This window comes from Nonomuraea sp. B12E4, from assembly GCF_039871825.1.
In the GTDB taxonomy this organism is placed as follows: Bacteria; Actinomycetota; Actinomycetes; order Streptosporangiales; family Streptosporangiaceae; genus Nonomuraea.
In genome coordinates this window covers 274670-299750 of sequence record NZ_JBDPME010000004.1, presented here as the reverse complement: position 1 = coordinate 299750, position 25081 = coordinate 274670, and the positions used below count along the sequence as shown (strand labels likewise).

The window sequence follows — 25081 nt, the reverse complement described above, 5'->3', positions numbered from 1 at the left end:
AGGATGATTGCGATTCTGGGCACCGGCAAGATGGGGGAGGCCCTGCTGTCGGGGTTGCTGCGTGCCGGGTTCGAGCCGCACGACATCATGGTGACCACCCGCCGGGCCGAGCGGGCGCAGGCGCTGCGCGAGGCCTACGGCGTGCGCACGGTCGCCAACTCCGAGGCCGCCAAGGCGGCCGACACGCTGATCCTCGCGGTCAAGCCGCAGGACATGGCGACGTTGCTGGCCGAGATCGCCCCCTACGTGCCCGCCGACCGCCTGGTGATCACGGCGGCGGCCGGCATCACGACGTCGTTCGTGGAGCAGCGGCTGGGCGTCGAGGTCCCCGTGGTCCGGGTGATGTCCAACACGCCGATCAAGTTCGACGAGGCCATGAGCGTGATCTCGGCGGGCGCGCACGCCGGCGAGGAGCACCTTCAGCGCACCGAGGGGCTGCTGAGCCCCGTGGGCAAGGTGCTGCGCATCCCCGAGTCCCAGCAGGACGCCGCCACGGCGCTGTCCGGCAGCGGACCCGCCTACTTCTTCTACCTGGTGGAGGCCATGGTCGACGCGGGCATCCTGCTCGGCATGCCGCGGGCGGCCGCGCTCGACATGGTCACCCAGTCCATCGTGGGGGCCGCGGTGATGTTGCGTGACTCGGGCGAGCACCCGGTGATCCTGCGCGAGGCCGTCACCTCGCCCGGCGGCACCACGATCGCGGCCATCGCCGAGCTGGAGCGGCACAGCGTGCGGGCGGCGTTCCTGGCCGCCATCGAGGCCGCCCGCGACCGCGGCCGCCAACTCGCCTCCGGCTGAACCCCCGGAGTCCTGAACCCCCGGAGTCCTGACCCTTCAGAGTCCTGGGCCGCGGGTCTGGGATCGCGCGTCTGGGACCCGAGCGGTCGCTTGTGCGGGTGGGCGGCGCGTGACCCGGGGACGTGGCTCCTACGATGGGTCGGGTGACGTTACGTCGCGGCCTCGCGCCGCTGCTCGTCCTTTTGACACTGACCGGCTGCACGTCAGAAGAGCCGTCCACCGTCCAGGTCGGAGACGTCAGGCGTGCCCCGGTCACCGAGGTGGTCGAGGCCCCCGCCACGATCGGGGCGCGCGCCTCGGCCACGCTGCGCTCGCCCGCTCAGGGCACGATCGCCAGGCTCCACGTCCGTGAGGGCGACCGCGTCCGCAAGGGCGAGATCCTCGCCAAGATCCGCTCACCCCAGGCCCAGGACCAGCTCAAGCAGGCCCGTCAGGCCGCCAGGACGCCCGCCCCCGCCGGGATCGCCCCGAGCGTACGGCTGCCGTCACTCGACACCAGGACCTTCGACCGCAAGGTGGCCGCCCACTTCGCCAAGGCCCGCGAGGAGGCGAGGAAGGTCGAGGACACCGGAGTACGCAGGCAACTCGTTAACGCCATCGACCTGGCCCGCACTCAGCACGAGGCGCAGAGCAAGGCCCTGGCCTCGATCACCGCCCAGCTCAACCGCTCCATCGGCGGCGTCCTGTCCGGCGTGACCAGCGGGTTGTCCAGCTCCATGGCCTCGCTGCAGGCCGCCTCGAAGTCGCAGGCCAGGGCCGCGGCCGCGGTGGCGGAGCGCACGGTGGACTCGCTGACGCTCAAGGCCCCGTTCGACGGCGTGGTCACGCTGGGCCGCACCTCCGGCGGCGGGCCGAGCGGGGTGGAGGGGCTGCTCGGACAGCTCCCCACCGGCGGGCGGGAGCTCCCGGCCCTGCCCCAGACCGGCTCCCCGACGGGGACACCGGTCGCGGCCGGCGTCCCCGTCTCCGCGGGCGACACGATCGTCACCGTCACCGACGTGTCCGAGCTGACCCTGGACGCCGACGTGGACGAGACGGACGTGCTGCTGGTGAAGCGGGGCGTCAAGGCGGCGGTGGAGCTGGACGCGGTGCCGGGCGGCACCTACGCGGCCGCCGTGACCGGCATCGGCGTCACCCCCATGGAGGGCACCACGGGCGGCGTGAGCTACCCCGTGCGGCTGACGCTCGGTCGCGGCACGTTCGACGACGGCTCCGCGGCGCCCACCCCCAAGCCGGGCATGAGCGCCGTCGCGCGGCTGACCGTGCGGGAGTCGCCGTCCGCCGTGTCCGCGCCCGCCTCCGCGATCGTGTCCAGCGGGCGCGAGAGCGTCGTCTGGGCGGTCAGGAACGGGGTTGCGGAGCGGCGCGTGGTCAAGCTCGGGGCCCAGGGGGACGCCGTGGTCGAGGTGCTGAGCGGGCTGTCGGTGGGGGACCGCATCGTGGTCAGGGGCGCGGACTCCGTACGGCAGGGGCAGCATCTCCCATGACCCCCGCCGCGCCTCCCACGCCGCCCGCCATGCCTCCCACACGCATGACCCCCGCCATCGAAGCGGTGGACCTCACCAGGATCTACCAGCTCGACGGCGTGGCCGTGGCGGCGCTGCGCGGCGTGTCGCTGCGCGTCGACCGGGGCGAGTTCGCCGCCGTCGTCGGCCCGTCCGGGTCGGGCAAGTCCACGCTCATGCACCTGCTCGGCTGCCTCGACCGGCCGAGCTCCGGCGCCCTCAAGATCAACGGCATTGAGATCTCCGGTTTGTCCGACACCGACCTGGCCGAGCTGCGGAACAAGACGATCGGCTTCGTCTTCCAGTCCTTCCACCTGCTGGCCAGGACGACGGCGCTGGACAACGTGGCGCTGCCACTGGTCTACCGGGGGGTCGGCCGGGCCGAGCGGCGCGCCAGGGCCAGGGAGGCGCTGGCGGCCGTGGGGCTCGGGCACCGCCTGGAGCACCGGCCGTCCCAGATGTCCGGCGGCGAGCAGCAGCGCGTGGCCATCGCCAGGGCGCTGGTCGGCGAGCCCCAGGTGCTGCTGGCCGACGAGCCCACGGGCAACCTCGACACGGCCAACGGCGCCGAGGTCATGGCCATCCTGGACCGGCTCAACGGGGAGGGCGGCATGGCCGTGGTGCTCGTCACGCACGAGCCGGAGATCGCGGCCCACGCCAGGCGGCAGATCCACGTACGGGACGGGCTGATCGAACTGGACACGGCATGAAGACGACCGAGGCGCTGGCCATGGCGCTGGAGGCGTTACGCGTCAACCGGATGCGCAGCGTGCTGACCATGCTCGGCGTGATCATCGGCGTGCTGGCCGTGGTGGTGCTGGTGGCCATCGGCACGGGCGCGAAGGACGAGATCGAGAAGCAGATCTCCGGTCTCGGCACGAACATCATCCTGGTCGTGCCCGGCCGCCTCACCCTGGGCGCCGCCCCGACGCAGAGCAAGCTCGGCCTGGCCGACGTCGCCTACGTGCGGCGCGTGGTCGGCGATCCGTCGAAGGTGACGGTATCGCTGCAGTCGGGCGAGACCGTACGCGTGGGCCGGGTCGAGGCGTTCGTCACGGTGATCGGCACCGACCAGAACCTGGTCAACATCTTCGAGCGGCCGGTGGCCAAGGGCCGCCCGCTGACCGAGACCGACGTGGACACCCGGCGCCGGGTCGCGGTGCTGGGCTCGGAGGTGGCCGACCGGTTGTTCGGCGACCTCGACCCGATCGGGCGGCAGGTGACGGTGTCGGGGGCGAGGTTCCGGGTGGTGGGGGTCTACGCCACGGTCGGGCAGACGTTCGGGCTCTCCCGCGACCAGGAGATCCACATCCCGGTGACGACGGCGCAGCGGCTGCTCGGGATCGAGCGGATCAACGGCCTGGCGGTCGGCGCCTCCGGGCCGGACGAGATCGACCCGCTGTCGGACAAGGTGACGGCCGCGCTGCGGACGAGGTATCCGGGCGAGCAGTTTTCGGCGGTCACGCAGACGGCGCTGCTCGGCACGATCGGCAGCGTGCTCGGCATGCTCACCGGGGTGCTGGCCGCGATCGCGGGCATCTCGCTGCTGGTCGGCGGCGTGGGCGTGTCGAACATCATGCTGGTCAGCGTGCGCGAGCGCACCCGCGAGATCGGGCTGCGCAAGGCGCTGGGAGCCAGGCAGCGCGACATCCTGGCCCAGTTCCTCATCGAGGCGGTGCTGCTGACCACGATCGGCGGGCTCGTGGGGATCCTGCTCGGGGTGGGCGGCGCGGTCGCCATCGCGGCCTTCACCGAGGTGCCCGCGTCGATCACGTGGTGGTCGATCGCGCTGGCGTTCGGGGTGTCGGCGGCGGTGGGGGTGTTCTTCGGGGTGGCACCGGCGCGGCGCGCGGGCCGGCTGGACCCGGTCGTCGCCCTGCGCGCCGAATGAGGCGGCATACACGGCGGCGAACCCCCGCGCGCCGAATGAGGTGGCGCGCGGGGCGGCGGCGGGTCCCATGAGGTCAGGCGTCGCGGCGCTGGAGCAGCACCGCTCCCACCACCATGGTCACCGCGATCCACACGAGGTAGACGCCGAACCCGCTCCACGGGCCAAGGTCGCTCTCGCGGAGCCGGAGCGCGATCAGCGCCCCGGCGTTGGTGGTGAAGTAGTCGCCCACGACCTTGCCCCACTGCCCGGGCAACTGGCCGGCGATCTGGGGCAGCACCAGCATCAGCGCGATGGCCGAGACGATCGCCCCCGGCGTGTGCCGGATCCCCGCGCCGAGCGCCAGCCCGAACAGGCCGCACGCGGTGAGGTAGAGGCCCGCCCCGAGCGCCTTCGACGCGGCCTCGGCCAGGTCGATCGACGGCGGTTGCGTGATCAGCGCGCCGAGCGCGAGCGCGGCGGCCGACGCGATCGTGGAGACGACGAACGCCACCACCGTGAACACCACGACCTTGCCGGTCAGCAGGCTCAGCCGCCTGGGCACGGCCATGAGGGACGTGCGGATGCCACCCGTACGATATTCGCTGGAGATCACCAGGACGCCCAGCGTGGCCATGGCGAGCTGCGCGAACATGATCCCCGTCAGGCTCAGCGTGATCGTCTGGTCGCCGGGGATCGGCTCGTCGGTCGAGCCCGCGGCCGCGCCGCTGATCAGCGCGCCGATGCCGAGCATCAGCAGCGCCGTGACGGCCAGCGTCCACACGGTGGAGCGGACCGATCGGATCTTGGTCCATTCGGACCTGAGGATGTGCGTCATGACGTGAACTCCAGGCTGTCCTTGGTCAGCTCCATGTAGGCCGCTTCGAGCGAGGGCCGCACGACCGTCAGCTCCTCCAGCGGGATCCCGGCCCGTGCCGTGAGGGTGCCGATCTCCAGCGTGCTCATGGCGGTCACCCGCAGGTGGTCGGCGTGCGGCTCGCCCACCTTGACCAGCTCGGCGACCTCGGCCAGCCGGGGCGAGCGCACACGTACGTAGGCCTGCGAGCTGCGCCCGATGAACTCCGCCACGCTCGTGTCGGCGATCATCCGCCCCTTGCCGATCACGATCAGGTGGTCGGCGGTCTGCGCCATCTCGCTCATCAGGTGGCTGGAGACGAACACCGCCCGCCCTTCACCGGCCAGCCTGCGCATGAGCGTGCGGATCCACAGGATGCCGTCCGGGTCGAGCCCGTTGACGGGCTCGTCGAACAGCAGGATCTCCGGATCACCGAGCAGCGCCGCGGCGATGCCCAGCCGCTGCGACATGCCCAGCGAGAACCCGCCGATCCGCCGCTTGGCGACCTCCCGCAGGCCCACCATCTCCAGCACCTCGCTCACCCGGCTCGCCGGGATGGCGTTGCTCTGGGCGATGGCCAGCAGGTGGTTGTACGCGCTGCGCCCGCCGTGCACGGCCTTGGCGTCCAGCAGCGCGCCGATCTTGTGCAGCGGGCGCCGCAGCTCGTGGTAGGGCCGGCCGTCCACGAGCACCGAGCCGCCCGAGGGCCGGTCGAGCCCGAGGACCATCCGCATGGTGGTGGACTTGCCCGCGCCGTTGGGACCGAGGAAGCCGGTCACCTGTCCGGGCTGGACGTCGAACGACAGGTCCGCCACGGCGAGGGTGCCGCCGTAGCGTTTGCTCAGGTTCGTGGCTCGAATCGCGGTCATGGATCCCAGCGTGCCGTCGCGGGCGCCGGATTTCGTCCTGCCCTGGACCGGTTCTCCGGGCGGGACGGTAGGACTCTGGTCCTACTCTCCAGGGTGGACCAGGCCGGCCTCGTACGCGACGATCACCGCCTGCGCGCGGTCCCTCACACCGATCTTGGCGAACAGGCTCGTCACGTGGTTCTTGACGGTGGAGGGGGAGACGGACAGGTCGGCGGCGATCTCCGGGTTGGAGCGGCCGCGGGCGATCAGCACGAGGATCTCCCGCTCGCGCTCGGTCAGCCCGTTCAGCTCGGCGGGGACCGCCCTGGGGCGCGACGAGCGGACGAACGTACCGATCAGCCGGGTCAGCAGGCGCGGCGCCACGGCCGACTCGCCGCGGTGCACCACGCGTACGCCCTCGATCAGCTCCTCCGGCGAGACGTCCTTGGGCAGGAAGCCGTCGGCGCCGGCCCGCAGGGCCGCGACCACGTTCTCGTCCAGGTCGAACGTGCTCAGCGCGAGCACCCGCACCCGCGGCAGCTCCGACGTGATCAGCTCGGTGGCGCGCACCCCGTCGAGGTCCGGCATGTGCAGGTCCATCAGCACCACGTCGGGCCGCAGCCGCCTGCTCAGCTCCACGGCCCGGCGGCCGCCGCCGGCCTCGCCGACCACGCTGAGGTCGGGCTGGGCGTCGAGCATCAGCCTGAACCCCTTGCGCACCAGCTCGTGGTCATCGACGAGGAGCACCCTGATCCGCTCCTGAGAGGTCATGGCTGCTCCAGGGGAAGACGGGCGTGCACGCGGAAACCTCCTTCTGGACGGGGGCCGGTGGAGAGCTGGCCGCCGCACAGCGCGACCCGCTCGGCCATGCCGCCCAGCCCGAACCCCGGCGTGCCCGAGCCTTTCATGCCGCCGATCACGTCCGGGTCCCTGGCCAGGCCGTCGTCGATCACCTCGACCTCCACGGCCGCCGACGCGTACGTCAGCAGGACCTCGGCCCTGGCGCTGAGCGCGTGTTTGCGGGTGTTGGTCAGCGCCTCCTGCACGATCCGGTAGACGGCGTGGTCCACCGCCGCGGGCAGCGCCACGGGCTCCCCCGTGACCGACAGGCGGGCGGGCAGGCCGGCGGATCCCGCCTCCTTGATCAGCTCGGGCAGTCGGTCGGCGCCCACCCCGGTCGCCGCGTCGGGCTCCTCCTTGCCGTCGGCCCTGAGCACGTCGAGCAGGTGGCGCATCTCCGACATCGCCTGGCGGGCGGTCTGCTCGGCGCTCTCCAGCGCGTTCCTGGTGACCTCCTGCTCCGGCGGGAGCGTGGCCCGCGCGCCGCCGACCAGGGCGTTGATCACGGTGATGTGGTGGGCGACCACGTCGTGCAGCTCCCTGGCGATGCGCCGCCGCTCGGTGCGGACCGCGTCGTCGGCGGCCTCGCGCCGGCCGCGCTCGGCGAGCTCGGCGCGGAGCCGGACGATCTGGCCGATCCCCACCGGCACGCCGACCAGGAACACGGCCCCCAGCCAGGCGCCCGCGCCCGGCCCTGACCACTCCAGCACCGCCGCGTAGACGGCGTACGCGGCCGCCGAGATGATCACGGTCGTGCGGCCGGAGGTGTAGCGGCCGACGCTGTACAGGGCGATGGCCGTGGGCACGTTGACGCTCCGGGTAAGGCCGGTGGTGAGGCCCGCGGCGTCGATCGCGACCACGAGTGCCGCTACGAGGACCGGCCGGCCACGCCGCGCGAGCAGGCACGCCATGCCCGCCAGGTAGACCGCCCCGCCCGCCAGGTCCGCGATCGTGCCCAGGTAGAGCAGGACGGGCGCAGCGAGGACCGGTGGGAGGGAGAGGACGATCACCAGGGTCGTGTCGAAGACTTTGGGGCGTCTGAAAAAGCGGATGACCTTGAGGAGGGTTCGCGCCGGGCGCACGTGGTAACACTAAGCCACCGACATCTCAGAAATCTCACCAGATTTTCCCCCTTCGCACGGGGCTACAACGCGGCGTCTGCGCTGCGGTAACGTCGGCGCAAGACGAGGGAACACGCGGAGGAGTTTGCATGGGCCGGTCGGCGCGGGTGATCTGGGACGACGCCCTCATCTCCTACAATTTCGGTCCCGGCCATCCCCTCGCCCCCGTCCGGGTGGAGCTGACCATGGCGCTCGCCCGCGACCTCGGCGTGCTCGACCAGGTCGAGGTGGCCGGCTGCGAGCCCGCGACCGACGACGAGCTGCGCCTGGTCCACGAGGCGGGCTACATCGAGGCCGTCAAGCGGGTGTCCGCCTCCGGCCTGCCCGACTTCCAGGCCGGGCTCGGCACCTCGGACAATCCCGCGTTCAAGGGTGTGCACGAGGCCTCCGCGCTGATCGCCGGCGCCTCGCTGGCCGCAGCCCGCGCGGTCTGGGAGGGCGCGGCCGAGCACGCGGTCAACGTCGCCGGCGGGCTGCACCACGCCATGCCCGCGACGGCCAGCGGCTTCTGCGTCTACAACGATCCCGCGCTGGCCATCGCGTGGCTGCTCGCGCGGGGGGCCGGCCGCATCGCGTACGTGGACGTGGACGTGCACCACGGCGACGGCGTCCAGGCGATGTTCTACGACGACCCCCGGGTGCTGACGATCAGCCTGCACGAGAGCCCGCGCACGCTGTTCCCCGGCACCGGGTTCCCCGAGGAGACCGGCGCCGAGGGCACGTCGGTCAACGTGGCGCTCCCGGCCGGCTGCGGCGACTCCGGCTGGCTGCGGGCCTTCGACGCGGTGGTGCCGCCGCTGCTGCGCGAGTTCCAGCCGGAGATCCTGGTCACGCAGCACGGCTGCGACAGCCACGCGCTCGACCCGCTGGCCAACCTGATGCTCAGCCTGGACGGCCTGCGGACCGCGTACGCCGCCCTGCACCGCCTGGCCCACGAGACGGCGGGCGGCCGGTGGATCGCGACCGGGGGCGGCGGCTACGAGCTGGTGCAGGTCGTGCCGCGGGCGTGGACACACCTCATCGCCGAGGCGGCGGGTCATCCCGTCGATCCATCGACTCCGACGGGTCAAGAATGGCGCCAGTTGGTCAGGGAACGTACAGGTGAAGCTCCACCGCTTACCATGACAGATGGGCGAAATCCGGAATTTCATCCCTTCTCCGGTGGTTATGACCCAGCGGACCCCATAGACCGTTCGGTGTTGGCCACGCGACATGCGGTGTTCCCCCTGCACGGTCTTGACCCGATGCCCTAGCCAGAAAGTGAGCCCGTGCTGAGCCGCGACGACCTTCGCGAGCACCTCGTATACACCCGTATTTCGGGCGATGTCGCGACCTCCCGTGAGAACAACCTCGACCACTACAGCTCGCTGGCCAACGGCGATCCCTACTACATGCTGGGCCTGACCTACGACCAGCCGTGGCCGTACCGGGACATCCTCGCGCTGATGGCCAAGTCCGCGGGCGTGGTCTCCGACCCCGACCACCGCTGGGGCCAGGACACCATCGACCCCGACCTGACGATCGACGCGATCGACGCCATGGCCGAGCGCATCGCCTCGGTGCTGTCGCGGGATCACCCGCGGGTGCTGTTCGCCACCGGGCACCCGACCGGGCTGCTCGCCATCCACATGCCGCTGGCCAGGCTCTGCGCCGAGCGTGGCGCGCTGCTCATGACGCCGGCCGAGGGCTGGACGTACGTGGGGTCGAACTTCGGCCGGCCGCGCGGGATCCGCTACATGGAGGGCGTCGCGATGCTCGATGACCGGGGCGGCTTCGTGCACACCCACGACGCGGCCCCGATGCGATACATGCTCGGCGAGCTCAACGGGGACAAGCCCGACCTGGTGATCGCCGACCACGGCTGGGCGGGAGCGGCCGGAGAGGCCGGAGTGCCGACCGTGGCGTTCGCGGACAGCAACGACCCCGGGCTGTTCGTCGGCGAGGCGGAGGGGAAACTTGATGTGGTCGTGCCGCTTGACGACAACGTGCTACCGAGATATTACGCTCCGCTGACCGACCGTCTCGTCACTCAGGTCTCACGAGCCCTTTGAGTCCGATTCGGTCATCCCCATACTGTCTTTTCGCGCCTGCATTCCAAGGGGCTCGCTGTCCCTTTGCCAACTTTTGAGGGCGCTCCGGAGACTCTTATGTGTGGCAACTTGGACAGTTCCAACGTCCAGGTACGGTGCTCAGCCAGGCTGTTGGCCAGCGATTTCGCTGGTTCGGCTGACAGGTGGCTCCGTCTACTGAGAAAATAGGGGGTTTGCGCACTCGGAGTCCCGACTTACGCTGACGGCAGTACACGTGCGTGAGCAATGGCACCAGTGGGGATAACCCGGAAACACGTGCGGAAGAGGCGTCCGATGGGTGCAGGCGAAAGACCTCTCAGTGAGGTGAAGTTCCTGACCGTGGCGGAAGTGGCCACGGTCATGAGGGTGTCCAAGATGACGGTGTACCGGCTCGTCCACTCTGGCGAGCTCCCGGCCATCCGAGTAGGCCGGTCGTTCAGGGTGCCTGAGCAGGCGGTACACGACTATCTTCGGGAGGCCTACATCGAGGCAGGTTGAAGTAGCGGCATGAAAGATCGTGTCGTGAATGCTGTCGCGGGAGAGGCCCGGTCCGCCGCGGCGCGACCGGGCTCTCACCCCCCAATGGGGCGATCTACCGTCGATCGCCGGTAGTCTGTGAGCCGGTGTGCGCTCGCACTCCGGTTCAGACTTGCAACAAACAGTGGGGGTCCCGTGGGCTCTGTGATCAAGAAGCGCCGCAAGCGGATGGCTAAGAAGAAGCACCGCAAGCTGCTCAAGAAGACGCGCATCCAGCGGCGTAACAAGAAGTAACCTACGCAGCTGTGAGGCGCGCTGATGACCCACACCGTGCTTGTCACCGGGGTCTCGCGCCACATAGGCGCCCGGGTGGCAAGCGTTCTGGCGGCAGCCCCGGACATCAGCCGCGTCATAGGAGTTGACACCGTGCCGCCGCCCTCGCTGACGCGCGATGGCGGCATCTCCCTGGGCCGGACGGAGTTCGTCCGGGTGGATCTGCGTAGCCCCGACATCGCACAGGTGATCGCGGCCGCGGATATTCACACTGTTGTGCACATGAGCCTGGTCAGCGCTCCGTCGAGGAGCGGGGGCCGGGTGGCCATGAAGGAGCACAACGTGATCGGCACCATGCAACTGCTTGGTGCCTGCCAGCGGTCGGCGACCGTGCGGCGCGTCGTGGTGCGTTCCACCACGGCCGTCTACGGCTCGTCGCCGCGGGATCCCGCGGTGTTCACCGAGGACTTGGAGCCGCACGACGGCCCCAGCCACGGCTATGCCAAGGACGCCGTCGAGGTGGAGGGCTACGTGCGAGGCTTCGCGCGGCGCCGTCCCGACGTGACGGTGTCACTGCTTCGTTTCGTCAATTTCATGGGTCCCGGCGTCGAGTCACCGCTGACGCGTTACTTCACCCAGCCGGTGCTGCCGACCGTGTTCGGCTTCGACCCCCGGCTGCAGTTCGTCCACGAGGACGACGCGGTCGAGGTGCTGCGCCGGATGGCGACGGAGGACCATCCCGGCACGTTCAACGTGGCCGGGGCCGGCGTGCTGCTGCTCTCGCAGTGCGCCAGGAGGGCGGGACGGCCGTCGTTGCCGGTGTTCTCGCCCGCCTTCAAGGTGCTGGGCAACGTCGCTCGCAGGATGGGCCTGGTCGAATACTCGCCCGAGCAGCTCAGGCTGATGTCTCACGGCCGCGCGGTCGACACCGCCCGGCTGGAGGCCACGCTCGGGTGGAAACCCAAGTTCACGACCGGGGCCGCCTTCGACGACTTCCTGCGCTCGCGCGGCCTGCACCCGTTCGGAGGTGTGCGTAGTTGAGCGTTCCCGCTGAGGAGGCCCGCGTGATCCCGATCAGCGCGGCGCCGTCCTACGAGGAGCCCGATCCGGTGGCGGAGATGCTGGCCTTCATCCGCCGGCGGATCTCGGGCGACTACGAGATCGACGAGTTCGGCTACGACGCCGAGCTGACCGACAAGGTGCTCCTGGAGCTGATCAGGCCGCTCTACACCAACTGGTTCAGGGTGGAGACGGTCGAGCTGAAGAACGTGCCCGAGGAGAGCGGCGCGCTCATCGTGGCCAACCACTCGGGCACGCTTCCGTTCGACGCGCTGATGATGCAGCTCGCGCTGCACGACGAGGCCGGCCGGCCGTTGCGGCTGCTCGGCGCCGACCTGGTCTACCAGCTTCCGGTGCTCAGCCACCTGTCCCGCAAGACGGGCCACACGCTGGCCTGCCCCGAGGACGCCGACCGGCTGCTGCGCGGGGGAGAGCTGGTCGGGGTGTTCCCCGAGGGCTTCAAGGGCATCGGCAAACCCTTCTCCGAGCGCTACAAGCTGCAGCGGTTCGGCCGCGGCGGCTTCGTGGCCTCGGCGATCCGCGCGGGCGTGCCCATCGTGCCGGTCGCGATCGTGGGCGCCGAGGAGATCTATCCCAAGATCGGCGATCTGAAGTCGCTGGCCCGGCTGCTGGGCCTGCCTTATCTGCCGATCACGCCGCTCTTCCCGCTGCTCGGACCGCTGGGGTTGGTGCCGCTGCCGTCCAAGTGGATGATCGAGTTCGGCGAGCCCATCCGCACCGACGACTACGAGCCGTCGGCGGCCGACGATCCCATGGTGGTGTTCAATCTCACCGACCACGTGCGCGAGGTCATCCAGCAACTGCTCAACGCGCTGCGGCTCCGCAGGGGTCATGCCTTCCCGCCCTTCATGTGAAACCTGAGGGGCACCGGCGGTGTTCGAAGGAGCGATTCACTCGCTGAACACCGAAGGGAACCCTCATGGATCTTCAGCTCTCCGGCCGCGTCGCCGTCGTCACCGGCGCGTCCAAGGGCATCGGCCTGGCCGTCGCGCGCACCCTGGCCGCGGAGGGCGCGCACGTCGTGGCGGTCTCGCGACACCGTACCGACGGGTTGCCCGGCGAGGTCGTGCACGTGGCCGCCGACCTGATGGACCCGCAAGAGCACGCGCGGATCGTGTCGCGGGCCGTGGCGGAGTTCGGTGGACTGGACATCCTGGTCAACAACGCCGGCGGGCCGCCGCCCGGGGCGACGCTGCCGCGCCTCGGGTTCATGACGCCCGACGACGAGGACTGGCAGGCGATGTTCGAGTTCAACCTGTTCTCGGTCGTCCGCATGATCCGCGCCGCCCTGCCCACCATGGTGGAGCGGGGCGGCGGCTCGATCGTCAACGTCTCCTCCACCATGGCCCGGCAGCCCGGCGCCATGAACGTCGACTACAGCGCCGCCAAGGCCGCCGTGAGCTTCCTGGGCAAGGCCCTCTCCGAGGAGTACGGCCCGCAGGGCGTGCGTGTGAACACGCTCGTGGCCGGTGCGGCGCTCACCGACTGGTGGACCAAGCCGGGCGGCGCCGCCGAGGTCATGGGGGCCATGGTGGGGGCGACGAAGGAGGACGTCGTCGCCAAGGTCGCTCCTGAGATGATGCGGCTGGTCACCGGGCGGCTCGTGGACCCGCAGGAGATCGCCGACGCGGTCGCCCTGCTGGTCTCACCGCGCTCGGGCAGCACGACCGGCGCCGAGCTCGTCGTCGACGGGGGCCAGCTCAAGGAGCTGTAGGCGCCGCGTGAACCCGGACGGCGGGTTGCGGCAAGACATGCGTGACCGATTTCCCACAGAAGGGCGGAGATGATCACGCAACCCGCCACCAGGGGTGCGGATTCGGAGCTCGTGAGCGCCTCGCTGACCGAACCCGAGGCGTTCGCGGAGCTCTTCGACCGCTACTCCGCCATGCTCTACCGGTACGTCTCCAAACGCCTCGGCCCCGAGCCCGCCGAAGACCTCGTCGGCGAGACGTTCCTGATCGCCTTCTCCCGCCGGCGGAGCTACGACCTGGCCTACCCGGACGCGCGGCCCTGGCTCTTCGGCATCCTCACCAAGCTCGTCTCCCGGCACCACCGCCGCGAGGCCGCCCGCTACCGCGCCCTGCTGCGCACCCCCGTCGAGGCCGAGGTGGAGTCGCCGGCCGACCGGGTGGCCGCCGGGGTGAGCGCCCAGGCCGTCCGGGGTGAGCTGGCCGGCGCCCTGGCCGCCTTGCCCGCCAGGGATCGTGACGTGCTGCTGCTGATCGCCTGGGGCGATCTCACGTACGAGGAGGCCGCCCGGGCACTCGGCATCCCGGTCGGCACCGTACGGTCCCGGCTCAACCGTGGCAGGCGGAAGGTCCGGGCCGCGCTCGGCGACGCCAACCCCCTGGAGGAGGAGTGACGATGGACGACCTGAAGCTGCTCCGCGACCTGGGGGCGGCGATCGAGCACGAACCGCCCGCCACGCTCGCGCGCCAGCGCCAGCGCCTCCTGCGCGCTCACCCCCGCGGCCGGCGGACGGGCCGCTGGGTGGCCTGGTGGACGGCCGGGCTGGTGGTCGTCGCCACGGCGGCGGCGGTCGTCGTGCCCACCGTGCTGGTCAGCGACCACCGCCACACGGCCGCGCCGCCCGGCGCGAGCCGGCCCGTGGACATGAGCGGCGCCAGGAACGTGCTGGTGATCGGCTCCGACACCCGGGACGGCCCGGGCAATGCCAAATACGGCCCCAACTCGGTCGGGTTCGGCAAGCGGTCGGACACCATCATCATCGTCCACGTGCCCGCCGACCGGGGCCGGGCCACCGCGGTCAGCGTCCCGCGCGACTCGATGGTGGAGATGCCGCGCTGCGGGTCTTCACCGGCCGCGAAGGGAATGATCAATTCGGCGTACAACACGGGTGGCGCGAGCTGCCTCAGGGCCACGCTGGAGAGGCTGACGGGGCTGACCATCCAGCACACGGTCGAGGTGGACTTCGCCGGGTTCAAGGGCATGGTGGACGCGCTCGGGGGCGTGGAGGTCACCCTGCCCAAGCCGGTGGACGACCCGAAGGCGAAACTGAAATTGCCCGCGGGCCGGAGCGTCGTCAACGGGGAGCAGGCGCTCGGCTACGTACGCACGCGATACTTCCTCGGCGACGGCGCCGACGTCGCCAGGATCAAGCGCCAGCAGCAGTTCATGCTCGCCATGTTGAACAAGGCGAAGAGGCTGCCCTTCGAGCCGGCCAAACTCGGGGCGTTCCTCGGCGAGATGCGCAAGTCGGTGAAGACGGACCTGAGCCTCGAATCGATGTACGAGCTGGCCATCGGGATGTCCAAGACGAAGATGACCTTCGCGACGGTCCCGTCGAAGCCCTACCCCCAGGACCGAAACAGACTGGTGTGGAAGCAGCCGGAGGCGGACAAGCTCTTCAAGTCGCTCAGATAGCCGCGGGCCGGCCGTGCGGATCGTGGGCGGATCGTGGGCGGGTCGAGCGGCCACCGTCGCGGGCTCTACCGCTGCGTGCGGTAGAGCTTGCGCAGGGCGATGCCGGCGGCCACGCCGCCCGCCACGGCTCCCACGCCCGCCGCGATGGGCAGGGCCGCCATCGTCGCCTTGCGCCCGGTGCGGAAGTCCTTGATCGGCCAGGCGTGCTTCCTGGCGTGCTCGCGCAGCTCGGCGTCCGGGTTGATGGCCATGGGATGCCCGACCAGCGACAGCATCGGCAGGTCGTTGGCCGAGTCGCTGTAGGCCGTGCACCTGGTGAGGTCGAGCCCCTCGCGGCGGGCCAGCGCCCGCACCGCCTCGGCCTTGGCGGGCCCGTGCAGCAGGTCGCCGACCAGCCGCCCGGTGTAGACGCCGTTGCTGCTCTCGGCGACCGTGCCGAGCGCGCCCGTGAGGCCGAGCCGCTGCGCGATGACCCTGGCCAGCTCGACCGGCGTGGCGGTCACCAGCCAGACCCGCTGGCCGGCGTCGAGGTGGTCCTGGGCGAGCGCCCTGGTGCCGCCCCAGATGCGGTCGGCCATGACCTCGTCGTAGATCTCCTCGCCGAGGCGTACGACGTCATCGACCTTGGCGCCCGCCACGAAGGCCAGCGCCGTCTCCCTGGCCACCGCGATGTGCTCGGGGTTCTCGTTGCCGCGCAGCCGGAACACCGCCTGCCCCACGGCGAACTTCAGCAGGTCGGACGTCGTGAACAGCCCGCGCGTGGCCAGCCCTCTGGCGAAGTGGTAGATCGAGGCGCCGCGCATCATCGTGTTGTCCACGTCGAAGAACGCCGCAGCCTGGAGATCCGGCTCGGCCGGGGCGACGGTGACCGCGGCCCGCGCCGCGGCCTCCCCGGCGGCCTGGGGCTCCGGTTGTTGTCGTCGTCGGATTAGCCGCCACATGGGCTCAGCTTACTGACCTAGTGCGGGGCGACCAGACCTTCGATGTAGTCAAGATATCCCTCGGCCTGGACCGCCTCGGCCTCGTTGAGCTGCGTCAACATCGGGCCCACGACCTCTTTCTGGTCTCGTGCGAACTTTTTGATCTTCGGCGAGCGCGGCTCCACCCGTTCCAGCCGGCTGATCCCGGCTCGCGTGGACTCCTCCATGTCCTTGAGCGTCTTGCTGACCAGCGGCCCGTCGATGGACGAGCCCAGCAGGCTGGCGACCTCCTTGGCGCGGGTCTTGGCCGAGTCGAGCTCGCGCCTGCCGCGTTCGGCGTCGTCGGTGCTCAGGTGGACGAGCGTGCTCTCCGCGGCCCGTTTGAGCGGGTAGAGCGAGTCTCCGGGCACCGCCTGGTAGGTGGCGAAAGAGGAGACCATCATGGCGGCCGCCAGCCCGAGTGTGGCGAGCTGCGACAGCGGTGGCCGGCGGCGGACGGGCCGGCGGTGGCGGGGGCGCTGAGCGGCGGGGCGGACCGGCTCGTCGGTGAGCTCGCCGGACAGGAGCTGGGCGCGCAGGCGGGCCCGGAAGGCGGGCCCCGGGTCGGCGCCGAGCGGGAGCCGTCCCAGCTCCGCGAGGTGCTCGAGCACGCGCTCTCGCCGCCTGCTCGCCCTACTCATGGACAGCTCCTAGACGGTCCGGACGTGACACCTGCCTAACGAGAGGCGGATGGGGGAGGTTACGCCAGGTCGTTCTTGAGTGCCCTGGCCAGCGCGCGGACGGCCCTGAACTGCAGCGCTTTGATCGCTCCACTCTTCTTCCCCATGATCAGCGCGGTTTCCGCGAGCGAGAGGCCGTGCAGGAAGCGCAGGACCACGCATTCCTGCTGTTCGGGATTGAGATCTCGGACGGCCCGCAGTATCCGGTCGTTGATGATGGCCGTGACCACGGCGTTCTCCGGTATGTGTGAGCCGTCCAGCGGGACGTCGATCACTTCACCGGTGGGTATCTCCAGCCGGTAGCGGCCTGACTTGAAGTGGTCGGTCACCAGGTTTCTGGCGATGGTCACCAGCCAGGCGCCGAAATCCCGGCCCTGCCAGGTGAAGTCGGCGATCCTGCGCAGCGCGCGCAGGAAGGTCTCGCTGGTCAGGTCCTCGGCGAGCGGGTGGGAGCCGACCCTGAAGTAGATGTATCGGTAGACGAGGTCCACGTAGCGGTCGTAGAGCGTGCCAAAGGACTCCGCGCATCCGTTTTTGGCGTGCAGCACCAGCGTACGGAGGTCGTCGGGCACTTCGTCGCGCAGGGCGAACTCGCCCGTCCGGGCAGGGCCAGCGACCGCTGGCGCAAGCAGCCCGGCGAACGGTGACGAGTCAGGCATCCGGTATCCCTAGGGGTAAGGGGTGCGGCGTGCTCGAACACTCTAGAAATCAACCGGAAAATTCACAATCCACGGCATGCTTGCATGACTTGGCGTAATCGGCAGATACCGTGGAGGCGCCACACCCCGCTACCCGCAGGCTCATGCCCCCTGCCTGCGGTGAGCCGCCGGATGTGACCCGCCCAGGACCGACCGGTTCCGGCTTCGGCTACCGGCTGGGAGGCAACGTCCGGCAGCATTGGAGTCACCATGGAGATCCTCGTTGCTGTCATAGCGTTTGTCGGTGCGATCCTCGCCGCGGTCGCAGCCGGTGCCCTGATCCAACGACTGCGCGACGATCCTGAGGGGTGGTTGATCGCCTGGACCGTTGCAGCCGTGGCCCTCTGCCTGTCGCTGGGTGTGATCGGCATCGGCGGCGTCATAGGGTTCGGCGGCGCCACGTTCCGGATCTACCAGGTGACGGGATCGTTGCTGGCGCCGCTCTGGCTCGCCGTCGGGCTGGTGCAACTGCTGGCGGAGAAGGTGCCGCCGAGGTTCCTGGCGTGGTTGTTCGGGTGCGCGCTGACCGTCGTCGCCGCCGCGATCATGATCTTCGACCCGCTCAAGCGGGAAGACATGAGCGGGGCGCTGCCCGCGGGCTCGGAATACTGGGGCCTGATCCCCGGCTACCTGCTGGTCGGCGTGCACACCATCGCCGTGCTGGTCATGCTGGCCATGCTGGCGGTCGCCGGGCTCAAGTGGCGCAACGGCGACGAATACGACACCGACAACCTGCACGCGGCCGCGGTCATCGTCCCGTCGGGGATCGCGCTCGTGGGCGCGCTGCGGTTCACGGTGCCGGCGGTCTTCACCACGGCGCTGCTTCTGGTGGCCGCCGCCGCGATCTGGTACACCGTGCTGCGGCCGCTGGCGCCGTACGAGGACGATGACGAGGACGACTTCGCTCCGGACCGCGAGGACCGCGTCCCGCGCCGCGACGATCGCTCTCAGCACCGCGAGGAGCCCGTTCGGCACCGCGAGGAGCGTCCCATGCAGATGCCGCCCGGCGAGCGGCCGATGCACCGCGACGAGCGGGTGGGGCGGCGCGGCATGCCCGAGCCCGTGCCGGTCGCCGACGTGCCCCCGGCGCCGCCGCCGCGCAGGGCGTCGGGGCTGGGCGACCTGGTTGCCGAATACCGGGCGGGCGACCAGGAGGTCGACTACGCCGCGCGCATGGCACCACCGCCGCCTCAGCCCGACGCGGGCCCCGCTACCGGCTACATCATGAACGGCGGTGCTGCCCAGCGCCCCGACTACGGCATGCCGGCGACCGGGGCGGCCTACCCGGGTGCCGACGTGTTCTCGCCCGCGCCGCATCAGCAGCCCGGCTCCAGCAAGCCGTCGCCGGCCATCTACGGCCTCCTGACCGTCTTCACGATCGTGGACGGGGCGGGTGACGCGTTCGACCGGCTGGCCGAGGCGACGGTCGAGGCCGTGCGCCGGGGCGAGCCCGACACCCTGGTGTACGCTTGCCACGGCGTGAAGTCGGCCCCCCTGCAGCGCATCGTCTACGAGCTCTACCGCGACGAGGTGGCCTACCGCGACCACCAGCGCCAGCCGCACGTCGAGCGGTTCGTCAACGAACGGCAGGCCATGGTGCTGGCCACCAACGTCATCGAGCTCCAGGTCAACGCCGCGAAGGTGGTGCCGCTGCCCACGGCGATGTTCTGACCGCCGCCGCGGGCTGTCCTCACCCGCCCCGCGGTGTCTGACCGGCTCCTGCGGTGCCCGGTCGCTCCCGCGGCGTTCTGGCGGCGTTCGCGGCGGTCCGGTGGGGTCGCTAGCCGCTCAGGGCGGCGCGCAGGCGGTTTTCGTCGACCCGCCAGAAGTCGTGCTGCACGCCGTCGATCAGCGTCACCGGGATCATCTCCCAGTACTTCTCCCGCAGCTCGGCCGAGGTCTCGATGCTGACCTCCTCCCACGGGACGCCGAGCTCGCCCGCCACCTTGGCGATGACCTCGCGCGCGTCCTCGCACAGATGGCAGCCGGGCTTGCCGAGCAACGTGATGTGGTGCATGGGGCCACGTTATGCCAGCCGTACGGGTCCCCGGTATGCGAGTCGCGTGCGTCACAGTGCGCGAGACCTGGCGAACTCCGTACCCCATGACTTTGTGCATCGGTTCACAAAAGGATTAACCTGAAAGACGGTTCGATTCCGTTCACGCGGCCCCCACGCCGCCCGTCCCCTGGAGCTCCGGCACGTGAAGAGCCCGTCCCAACCCCGTGACCGCGGCATCCCTGAGGCGACGGTCGCACGGCTTCCGTTGTACCTGCGGGCGCTGCACGGGATGGCCGAGCGGGGCATCGCGACCGTCAGCTCCGAGGATCTGGCCGTCGCCGCCGGGGTCAATTCCGCCAAATTGCGGAAAGATCTGTCACACCTCGGCTCCTACGGCACCCGCGGCGTAGGCTATGACGTGGAATACCTCGTGTACCAGATCTCCCGCGAGCTCGGTCTGACCCAGGACTGGGCCGTCGCGATCGTGGGGGTCGGTAACCTCGGCCGGGCGCTGGCCAACTATGGAGGATTCGTCTCCAGGGGCTTCCGGGTTGCCGCGCTCGTCGACGCCGACCCCGAAATCGTGGGCGACACCATCGCGGGGTTGAATGTGGAGCACATCGACGAACTGGAAGCCGTGATCAAACGGCGTGGAGTCTCGATCGTGGTGCTGGCGACACCAGCGGCAGCGGCGCAGGAAGTGTGTGATCGCGTGGTTGGCGTGGGTGTGACCAGCATCCTGAACTTCGCCCCCGTTGTGCTCTCTGTGCCGGAAACCGTCGATGTCCGTAAGGTTGACTTGTCAATAGAACTGCAGATCCTCGCGTTCCACGAGCAACGCAAAGCTGGGGGGCCACTCATGGCGGTGGACGGTCAATGAGTGTTCTGGCCATCGGACTCAGCCACCGGACCGCGCCGGTGGCACTCCTCGAGCGCGTCTCGGTGACGGGTGACGCCCTCGTCAAGTTCCTCCACGACGTCCAGCAGGACGTCAACGTCGCGGAGACGATGGTGGTCTCGACCTGCAACAGGGTCGAGGTCTACGTCGCGGTCGATCGTTTCCACCCCGCCGTCGCCTCCGTCGGCCGGCTGCTGGGCGTGCACTCGGGCGTTCCGGTGGAGGAGCTGACGCCGCACCTCTACGTGCACTACGAAGAACGCGCCGTCGAGCACCTGTTCTCGGTGGTCTGCGGCCTCGACTCCATGGTCGTCGGCGAGGGCCAGATCCTCGGCCAGGTCCGCCAGGCGCTCAAGCTGGGGCAGCGGCAGGGCACCGTCGGCGCCACCCTCAACGAGCTGGTCCAGCAGGCGCTGCGGGTCGGCAAGCGGGCCCACCACGACACCGGCATCGACAAGGCCGGTGCCTCCCTCGTCTCCGCCGGCCTCGCCCTCGCGGGCGACCTGGCCGGGCGGCGCGCCCTGGTGGTCGGCGCGGGCTCCATGAGCTCGCTGGCCGCCGTCACGCTGGCGCGCGCCGGGGTCACCGACATCGTCGTGGCCAACCGCACATACGAGCGGGGTGTCCGGCTGGCCGAGTCCGTGGGCGGCCGGGCGGTGGAGTTCTCAGCCGTGGGCCGGGAGCTCGGCACCGCCGACATCGTCATCACCTGCACGGGCGCGGGCCGCCACCTCATCACCCCCGACATGCTCACCCGGGGAGCGTTCCTGCTGGACCTGGCGTTGTCACATGACGTCGACCCCGAGGTACGCTCGGTGCCAGGCGTCACGCTGGTCGACCTGGAGACCATCCAGGAGTCGGGTGTCGGCTCGCGTGAAGGAGACGCGGTCGACTCCGTGCGCGCGCTGGTCGCCGAGGAGCTGCGTGCCTACCTCGACGCCGAGCGGGCGGCCAGGGTGACTCCGACGGTGGTGGCGCTGCGCAGCAAGGCGGCGGGCGTGGTCGAGTCCGAGCTCGGCCGCCTCCTGATGCGCGTCCCCGACCTCGACGATCGGGCGAGGGACGAGGTCGCCATGACCGTCCAGCGCGTCGTCGACAAGCTGCTGCACGAGCCCACCGTGCGTGTCAAGCAGCTCGCCACCTGCCCAGGAGGCGATCATTATGCGGAGGCGCTGCGCGAACTGTTCAATCTGGATCCGAAGCTGCCCGAGGCCGTGAGGGAGGTCGAGCTGTGAGGCTGGGGACCCGCCGGAGCCTGATGGCGACCACGCAGTCGCAGATGGTCGCCGACGCCTACACCGAGCGCACCGGGCGTGCGATCGAGCTGGTGGGCATCACGACGTTCGGCGATGTGACCAAGGCCCAGGTGGCGCAGCTCGGTGGCACCGGCGTCTTCGTCAGCGCGCTGCGGGACAAGCTGATCGAGGGCGAGATCGACTTCGCCGTCCACTCGCTCAAGGACCTGCCGACCACGCAGGACCCGCGCTTCACGCTGGCCGCGATCCCGGTCCGCGACGACCATCGCGACGCGCTGGTCGGCCCGGGCAAGTTCGCCGACCTCGCCCCCGGCGCCAGGGTGGGCACCGGCTCGCTGCGCCGGGTGGCCATGCTCAGCGCGCTGCGCCCGGACCTCGAATACGTCCCGATCCGCGGCAACGCCGACACGCGGATCGGCAAGATCGCCTCGGGCGAGGTCGACGCGGTCGTGCTCGCCTCGGCCGGCCTGCACCGGATCGGCCGCGACGCCGACATCGCGCAGATCTTCGAGGTCGAGGAGCTGCTGCCCGCGCCCGGCCAGGGCGCCCTGGCCGTGGAGTGCCGCGCCGACCGGCCCGACCTGGTCTCCTTCCTCAGCGTGCTGGACGACCCGCCCTCCCGCTCCGCCGTGACCGCGGAACGTTCCGTGCTCAACGCGCTCGAGGCCGGCTGCTCGGCACCGGTGGGTGCTTTCGCGGTCGATGACGGGCACACTCTGAACCTGACCGCTGTGGTCGTCGCGCTCGACGGCCGCGAGGCGGTCCGCAAGTCCGCCGCCGGCTCTCCTTCGGAGGCCGTGACCCTGGGCCGTCTCCTGGCGGCCGAGATGATCGCCGAAGGGGCCGACAGATTGATGGGGGAGCATTCCCATTGAGCTCCGATAGTCCAACCTCCGGATTCGTCGCGTTCGTCGGCGCGGGTCCAGGAGATCCCAACCTGCTCACGCTCCGCGCGGCCGAGCTGCTCGGCAAGGCCGACGCGGTGGTGCTCGACGAGGAGGCGCAGGCCCCGCTGCTGGCGCACCACTGCCGCGAAGGCGTCGAGATCGTCGAAGGCGACTTCGTCAAGCGGGCCAAGGCGGGCGGGCTCGTGGTACGCCTGTGCGCGGGCGACCCGATGCTGTTCTCCTCGATCATCGAGGAGGTCGCGGCCTGTGCCGCGGCGGAGGTGGACTTCGAGATCGTGCCCGGCGTGCCGCCCGCGACCGCCGTGCTCACCTACGCGGGCATCCCGGCGGCCACGTCCGTGCCCGAGTTCCGGATCGTGGACGCCGCGCAGGACCAGGACTGGGCCGCCCACGCCGCCTGCCGCGGCACGCTGGTGATCTACCACGGTCTCGGCGACGCCGTGACCATCGGCAAGGCCCTCATCGCCGGTGGCAAGCCCGACACCACGCCCGTCGCGGTCAGCAGCGGCGGCACCACCACCGAGCAGTACACCGTCGTGTCCTCGCTCGGCAGGCTCCAGGCCGACCTCAAGCACGCCGGGTTCACCGAGCCGGCGCTGATCGTGGTCGGCGAGGCCGTCACGTTGCGTGACAAGCTGTCGTGGTTCGAGACCAAGCCGCTGTTCGGGTGGCGGGTGCTGGTGCCGCGTACCAAGGAGCAGTCGCGGAGCCTGTCCGACCAGCTCGTCGCCTACGGCGCGGTGCCGGAGGAGGTGCCGACCATCTCGGTCGAGCCGCCCCGCACGCCGCAGCAGATGGACCGGGCGATCAAGGGCCTGGTCACCGGGCGCTACGAGTGGGTGGCCTTCACCAGCGCCAACGCCGTCAAGGCCGTACGCGAGAAGTTCGAGGAATACGGCCTGGACGCACGGGCGTTCGCCGGGCTCAAGGTGGCCGCCGTGGGCGACGCGACGGCGCAGGCCCTGGTCGAGTTCGGGGTCAAGCCCGACCTGCTGCCCTCGGGGGAGCAGTCGTCCGAGGGACTGGTGGCCGAGTGGCCGCCCTACGACTCGATGCTCGACCCGATCAACCGGGTGCTGCTGCCGCGGGCCGACATCTCCACCGACACGCTCGTGGCCGGGCTCACCGAGCTCGGCTGGGAGTGCGACGACGTCACCGCGTACCGGACCGTGCGGGCGGCGCCGCCACCCGCGCCCATCCGGGAGGCGATCAAGGGCGGCGGCTTCGACGCCGTGCTCTTCACCTCCTCCTCCACCGTGCGCAACCTGGTGGGCATCGCGGGCAAGCCGCACAACGTCACCGTGATCGCGGTCATCGGGCCGCAGACGGCCAAGACGGCCGAGGAGTTCGGGCTCCGGGTCGATGTCATGGCCGACAAACCATCCGCGTCCGCGCTGGCCGCCGCGGTGGCCCAGTACGGTGCCAAGCAGCGCCAGGCGGCCCTGGCCGCGGGTGACACCCCGCGCCGGCCCTCACAGAACCGCCGGGGCGCCCGAAGGAGAGGCAAATGACCGCGCAGTATCCCGTGGCCCGTCCCCGCCGGCTGCGCCGCAGCCCGGCGCTGCGCCGGATGGTGGCGGGCACCCGGCTGCACCCGGCCGAGCTGATCCTGCCCATGTTCGTCAAGGAAGGCATCACCGAGCCACAGCCGGTGGCCTCGATGCCGGGCGTGGTACAGCACACCCGCGACTCGCTGCGCAAGGCCGCGCACGAGGCGGCCGAGGCCGGCGTGGGCGGGCTGATGCTGTTCGGCATCCCCGCGGTCAAGGACGCGCGCGGCTCGGCCGCCGACGACCCCGACGGGATCCTGCAGAGGGCGTTGCGTGACGTGAGCGCCGAGGTCGGCGACGCGATCGTGGTCATGGCCGACACCTGCCTGGACGAGTTCACCGACAACGGGCACTGCGGCATCCTGACCCCCTCCGGTGACGTGGACAACGACCTCACGCTGGAGCGGTACGCCTCGATCGCGGTGGCCCAGGCGGCCGCCGGGTCGCAGATGGTGGCGCCGAGCGGGATGATGGACGGCCAGGTGGGGGCGATCCGGGCGGCCCTGGACGGGGCCGGCTACGCGAACGTTCCGATCCTCGCCTACGCGGCGAAATACGCCTCCGCCTTCTTCGGGCCGTTCCGCGACGCCGCCGAGTGCGCGCCGCAGTTCGGCGACCGCAGCACCCACCAGCAGGACCCCGCGGGCCCGCTGGAGGAGGCGCTGCGTGAGGTCCGGCTGGACCTGGCCGAGGGCGCCGACGCGGTCATGGTCAAGCCCGCGCTGGCCTACCTCGACGTCATCGCGCGCTTCCGCGACGAGGTGGACGTGCCGGTGGCGGCCTACCAGGTGAGCGGCGAATACGCGATGGTCGAGGCCGCCGCCGCCAACGGCTGGGTGGACCGGGAGCGGATGATCATGGAGTCGCTGGTGGCCATCAAGCGCGCCGGGGCCGACCTGATCCTCACCTACTGGGCGACCGAAGTGGCGCGCCGCCTCTAACCAAGGGGTTTCCCGTCAACTCCTGAGGCCTGTGCGTTAGAGTGCGATGACAAGTGCTGGTGTGTCCTGCGAGG

The 25081-nt window shown here is 70.7% G+C and carries 27 protein-coding genes; 19 read left to right on the top strand and 8 right to left on the bottom strand.

Annotation, left to right across the window (positions count from 1 at the left end; all coding sequences use genetic code 11):
* Positions 1–3 precede the first annotated feature (3 nt).
* From proC to ABGB18_RS12730, 4 genes are all read left to right on the top strand, one after another.
* Positions 4–798 (top strand): pyrroline-5-carboxylate reductase, encoded by a 795-nt coding sequence (gene proC / locus ABGB18_RS12745; protein WP_347695655.1) that lies wholly within the window; start codon positions 4–6, stop codon positions 796–798.
* 143 nt (positions 799–941) lie between these two features.
* A complete protein-coding gene (locus ABGB18_RS12740; RefSeq protein WP_347695654.1) occupies positions 942–2285 on the top strand; it encodes an HlyD family efflux transporter periplasmic adaptor subunit in 1344 nt (447 codons plus the stop codon).
* Between the two features lie 29 nt (positions 2286–2314).
* Positions 2315–3013 carry an ABC transporter ATP-binding protein gene (locus ABGB18_RS12735; protein WP_347695653.1) on the top strand — a complete coding sequence of 233 codons (699 nt, stop codon included), beginning with the start codon at positions 2315–2317 and terminating at the stop codon, positions 3011–3013.
* Positions 3010–4194 (top strand): ABC transporter permease, encoded by a 1185-nt coding sequence (locus tag ABGB18_RS12730; RefSeq protein WP_347695652.1) that lies wholly within the window; start codon positions 3010–3012, stop codon positions 4192–4194. Before ABGB18_RS12735 ends, ABGB18_RS12730 begins: the two co-directional genes overlap by 4 nt.
* 73 nt (positions 4195–4267) lie before the next feature.
* Here the strand turns inward: ABGB18_RS12730 and ABGB18_RS12725 are convergent, their stop codons facing one another.
* The 4 genes from ABGB18_RS12725 to ABGB18_RS12710 all read right to left on the bottom strand — a co-directional run bounded on the left by ABGB18_RS12725 (position 4268) and on the right by ABGB18_RS12710 (position 7796).
* Positions 4268–5008 carry an ABC transporter permease gene (locus ABGB18_RS12725; RefSeq protein WP_347695651.1) on the bottom strand — a complete coding sequence of 247 codons (741 nt, stop codon included), beginning with the start codon at positions 5006–5008 and terminating at the stop codon, positions 4268–4270.
* Positions 5005–5895 (bottom strand): ATP-binding cassette domain-containing protein, encoded by an 891-nt coding sequence (locus ABGB18_RS12720; protein WP_347695650.1) that lies wholly within the window; start codon positions 5893–5895, stop codon positions 5005–5007. Before ABGB18_RS12720 ends, ABGB18_RS12725 begins: the two co-directional genes overlap by 4 nt.
* A gap of 81 nt (positions 5896–5976) precedes the next feature.
* Complete coding sequence (locus ABGB18_RS12715; RefSeq protein WP_347695649.1) at positions 5977–6645, bottom strand: response regulator transcription factor; 669 nt, start codon at positions 6643–6645, stop codon at positions 5977–5979.
* Positions 6642–7796 carry a histidine kinase gene (locus ABGB18_RS12710; RefSeq protein WP_347695648.1) on the bottom strand — a complete coding sequence of 385 codons (1155 nt, stop codon included), beginning with the start codon at positions 7794–7796 and terminating at the stop codon, positions 6642–6644. The genes ABGB18_RS12715 and ABGB18_RS12710 overlap by 4 nt, the downstream gene beginning before the upstream one ends.
* A 128-nt stretch (positions 7797–7924) precedes the next feature.
* Between ABGB18_RS12710 and ABGB18_RS12705 the strand changes: the two genes are divergently transcribed.
* The 9 genes from ABGB18_RS12705 (at position 7925) to ABGB18_RS12665 (ending at position 15118) form a co-directional block, all read left to right on the top strand.
* Positions 7925–9088: an acetoin utilization protein AcuC gene (locus ABGB18_RS12705; RefSeq protein ID WP_347695647.1), complete on the top strand. Its 1164-nt coding sequence runs from the start codon at positions 7925–7927 to the stop codon at positions 9086–9088.
* Positions 9089–9103: 15 nt separating this feature from the next.
* The gene (locus tag ABGB18_RS12700) at positions 9104–9886 is read left to right on the top strand and encodes a phosphatase (protein ID WP_347695646.1); all 783 of its coding nucleotides are present in this window, start codon (positions 9104–9106) and stop codon (positions 9884–9886) included.
* A gap of 312 nt (positions 9887–10198) precedes the next feature.
* Positions 10199–10402, top strand: a complete 204-nt coding sequence (locus ABGB18_RS12695; protein ID WP_026214222.1) for a helix-turn-helix domain-containing protein — start codon at positions 10199–10201, stop codon at positions 10400–10402.
* A 174-nt stretch (positions 10403–10576) separates the two neighbouring features.
* The gene (locus ABGB18_RS12690; protein WP_018654693.1) at positions 10577–10675 is read left to right on the top strand and encodes an AURKAIP1/COX24 domain-containing protein; all 99 of its coding nucleotides are present in this window, start codon (positions 10577–10579) and stop codon (positions 10673–10675) included.
* Between the two features lie 24 nt (positions 10676–10699).
* On the top strand, positions 10700–11695 hold the full coding sequence (locus ABGB18_RS12685) for an NAD-dependent epimerase/dehydratase family protein (RefSeq protein WP_347695645.1): 996 nt from the start codon (positions 10700–10702) through the stop codon (positions 11693–11695).
* Between the two features lie 77 nt (positions 11696–11772).
* Positions 11773–12588, top strand: coding sequence for a lysophospholipid acyltransferase family protein (locus ABGB18_RS12680; RefSeq protein ID WP_347695836.1), 816 nt, complete (start codon positions 11773–11775; stop codon positions 12586–12588).
* A gap of 65 nt (positions 12589–12653) precedes the next feature.
* Positions 12654–13448, top strand: coding sequence for an SDR family NAD(P)-dependent oxidoreductase (locus ABGB18_RS12675; RefSeq protein WP_347695644.1), 795 nt, complete (start codon positions 12654–12656; stop codon positions 13446–13448).
* A gap of 69 nt (positions 13449–13517) precedes the next feature.
* Positions 13518–14096 carry an RNA polymerase sigma factor gene (locus tag ABGB18_RS12670; RefSeq protein ID WP_347695643.1) on the top strand — a complete coding sequence of 193 codons (579 nt, stop codon included), beginning with the start codon at positions 13518–13520 and terminating at the stop codon, positions 14094–14096.
* Positions 14097–14098: 2 nt separating this feature from the next.
* On the top strand, positions 14099–15118 hold the full coding sequence (locus tag ABGB18_RS12665) for an LCP family protein (protein WP_347695642.1): 1020 nt from the start codon (positions 14099–14101) through the stop codon (positions 15116–15118).
* A gap of 65 nt (positions 15119–15183) precedes the next feature.
* Here the strand turns inward: ABGB18_RS12665 and ABGB18_RS12660 are convergent, their stop codons facing one another.
* The 3 genes from ABGB18_RS12660 to ABGB18_RS12650 are packed head-to-tail and all read right to left on the bottom strand — an operon-like array spanning position 15184 to position 17416.
* Positions 15184–16059, bottom strand: coding sequence for an HAD-IB family hydrolase (locus ABGB18_RS12660; protein WP_347695641.1), 876 nt, complete (start codon positions 16057–16059; stop codon positions 15184–15186).
* 17 nt (positions 16060–16076) lie between these two features.
* Positions 16077–16718 carry a DUF5667 domain-containing protein gene (locus ABGB18_RS12655; protein WP_347695640.1) on the bottom strand — a complete coding sequence of 214 codons (642 nt, stop codon included), beginning with the start codon at positions 16716–16718 and terminating at the stop codon, positions 16077–16079.
* A 59-nt stretch (positions 16719–16777) separates the two neighbouring features.
* Positions 16778–17416 (bottom strand): sigma-70 family RNA polymerase sigma factor, encoded by a 639-nt coding sequence (locus tag ABGB18_RS12650; protein ID WP_347695639.1) that lies wholly within the window; start codon positions 17414–17416, stop codon positions 16778–16780.
* Positions 17417–17665: 249 nt separating this feature from the next.
* On the opposite strand from ABGB18_RS12650, the gene ABGB18_RS12645 reads away from it, so the two are divergent.
* A complete protein-coding gene (locus ABGB18_RS12645; protein WP_347695638.1) occupies positions 17666–19126 on the top strand; it encodes an antibiotic biosynthesis monooxygenase in 1461 nt (486 codons plus the stop codon).
* Positions 19127–19235: 109 nt separating this feature from the next.
* Here ABGB18_RS12645 and ABGB18_RS12640 read toward each other — a convergent pair whose 3' ends face one another.
* Positions 19236–19472: a glutaredoxin family protein gene (locus tag ABGB18_RS12640; protein ID WP_347695637.1), complete on the bottom strand. Its 237-nt coding sequence runs from the start codon at positions 19470–19472 to the stop codon at positions 19236–19238.
* Positions 19473–19656: 184 nt separating this feature from the next.
* Between ABGB18_RS12640 and ABGB18_RS12635 the strand changes: the two genes are divergently transcribed.
* From ABGB18_RS12635 to hemB, 5 genes are read left to right on the top strand one after another with little or no spacing between them, the layout of a single operon-like run.
* Positions 19657–20334: a redox-sensing transcriptional repressor Rex gene (locus tag ABGB18_RS12635; protein ID WP_347695636.1), complete on the top strand. Its 678-nt coding sequence runs from the start codon at positions 19657–19659 to the stop codon at positions 20332–20334.
* Positions 20331–21587 (top strand): glutamyl-tRNA reductase, encoded by a 1257-nt coding sequence (locus ABGB18_RS12630; protein ID WP_347695635.1) that lies wholly within the window; start codon positions 20331–20333, stop codon positions 21585–21587. The genes ABGB18_RS12635 and ABGB18_RS12630 overlap by 4 nt, the downstream gene beginning before the upstream one ends.
* A gap of 23 nt (positions 21588–21610) precedes the next feature.
* On the top strand, positions 21611–22483 hold the full coding sequence (gene hemC / locus ABGB18_RS12625) for a hydroxymethylbilane synthase (RefSeq protein WP_347695835.1): 873 nt from the start codon (positions 21611–21613) through the stop codon (positions 22481–22483).
* Positions 22480–24027: a bifunctional uroporphyrinogen-III C-methyltransferase/uroporphyrinogen-III synthase gene (locus ABGB18_RS12620; protein ID WP_347695634.1), complete on the top strand. Its 1548-nt coding sequence runs from the start codon at positions 22480–22482 to the stop codon at positions 24025–24027. Before hemC ends, ABGB18_RS12620 begins: the two co-directional genes overlap by 4 nt.
* Positions 24024–25007 (top strand): porphobilinogen synthase, encoded by a 984-nt coding sequence (gene hemB / locus ABGB18_RS12615; protein ID WP_347695633.1) that lies wholly within the window; start codon positions 24024–24026, stop codon positions 25005–25007. The genes ABGB18_RS12620 and hemB overlap by 4 nt, the downstream gene beginning before the upstream one ends.
* The last annotated feature ends 74 nt before the right edge of the window (positions 25008–25081 follow it).

What these genes read in the sequence shown, in the direction of transcription:
- ABGB18_RS12705 (WP_347695647.1), top strand. Translation starts at nt 7,925, where the DNA reads ATGGGCCGGTCGGCGCGGGTGATCTGGGACGACGCCCTCATCTCCTAC.
- ABGB18_RS12725 (WP_347695651.1), bottom strand. Translation starts at nt 5,008, where the DNA reads ATGACGCACATCCTCAGGTCCGAATGGACCAAGATCCGATCGGTCCGC.
- hemB (WP_347695633.1), top strand. Translation starts at nt 24,024, where the DNA reads ATGACCGCGCAGTATCCCGTGGCCCGTCCCCGCCGGCTGCGCCGCAGC.
- ABGB18_RS12640 (WP_347695637.1), bottom strand. Translation starts at nt 19,472, where the DNA reads ATGCACCACATCACGTTGCTCGGCAAGCCCGGCTGCCATCTGTGCGAG.
- ABGB18_RS12645 (WP_347695638.1), top strand. Translation starts at nt 17,666, where the DNA reads ATGGAGATCCTCGTTGCTGTCATAGCGTTTGTCGGTGCGATCCTCGCC.
- ABGB18_RS12665 (WP_347695642.1), top strand. Translation starts at nt 14,099, where the DNA reads ATGGACGACCTGAAGCTGCTCCGCGACCTGGGGGCGGCGATCGAGCAC.
- ABGB18_RS12735 (WP_347695653.1), top strand. Translation starts at nt 2,315, where the DNA reads ATGCCTCCCACACGCATGACCCCCGCCATCGAAGCGGTGGACCTCACC.
- ABGB18_RS12720 (WP_347695650.1), bottom strand. Translation starts at nt 5,895, where the DNA reads ATGACCGCGATTCGAGCCACGAACCTGAGCAAACGCTACGGCGGCACC.
- ABGB18_RS12715 (WP_347695649.1), bottom strand. Translation starts at nt 6,645, where the DNA reads ATGACCTCTCAGGAGCGGATCAGGGTGCTCCTCGTCGATGACCACGAG.
- ABGB18_RS12630 (WP_347695635.1), top strand. Translation starts at nt 20,331, where the DNA reads ATGAGTGTTCTGGCCATCGGACTCAGCCACCGGACCGCGCCGGTGGCA.
- proC (WP_347695655.1), top strand. Translation starts at nt 4, where the DNA reads ATGATTGCGATTCTGGGCACCGGCAAGATGGGGGAGGCCCTGCTGTCG.
- ABGB18_RS12675 (WP_347695644.1), top strand. Translation starts at nt 12,654, where the DNA reads ATGGATCTTCAGCTCTCCGGCCGCGTCGCCGTCGTCACCGGCGCGTCC.
- ABGB18_RS12680 (WP_347695836.1), top strand. Translation starts at nt 11,773, where the DNA reads ATGCTGGCCTTCATCCGCCGGCGGATCTCGGGCGACTACGAGATCGAC.
- ABGB18_RS12695 (WP_026214222.1), top strand. Translation starts at nt 10,199, where the DNA reads ATGGGTGCAGGCGAAAGACCTCTCAGTGAGGTGAAGTTCCTGACCGTG.
- ABGB18_RS12670 (WP_347695643.1), top strand. Translation starts at nt 13,518, where the DNA reads ATGATCACGCAACCCGCCACCAGGGGTGCGGATTCGGAGCTCGTGAGC.
- ABGB18_RS12655 (WP_347695640.1), bottom strand. Translation starts at nt 16,718, where the DNA reads ATGAGTAGGGCGAGCAGGCGGCGAGAGCGCGTGCTCGAGCACCTCGCG.
- ABGB18_RS12730 (WP_347695652.1), top strand. Translation starts at nt 3,010, where the DNA reads ATGAAGACGACCGAGGCGCTGGCCATGGCGCTGGAGGCGTTACGCGTC.
- ABGB18_RS12650 (WP_347695639.1), bottom strand. Translation starts at nt 17,416, where the DNA reads ATGCCTGACTCGTCACCGTTCGCCGGGCTGCTTGCGCCAGCGGTCGCT.
- hemC (WP_347695835.1), top strand. Translation starts at nt 21,611, where the DNA reads ATGGCGACCACGCAGTCGCAGATGGTCGCCGACGCCTACACCGAGCGC.
- ABGB18_RS12660 (WP_347695641.1), bottom strand. Translation starts at nt 16,059, where the DNA reads ATGTGGCGGCTAATCCGACGACGACAACAACCGGAGCCCCAGGCCGCC.
- ABGB18_RS12685 (WP_347695645.1), top strand. Translation starts at nt 10,700, where the DNA reads ATGACCCACACCGTGCTTGTCACCGGGGTCTCGCGCCACATAGGCGCC.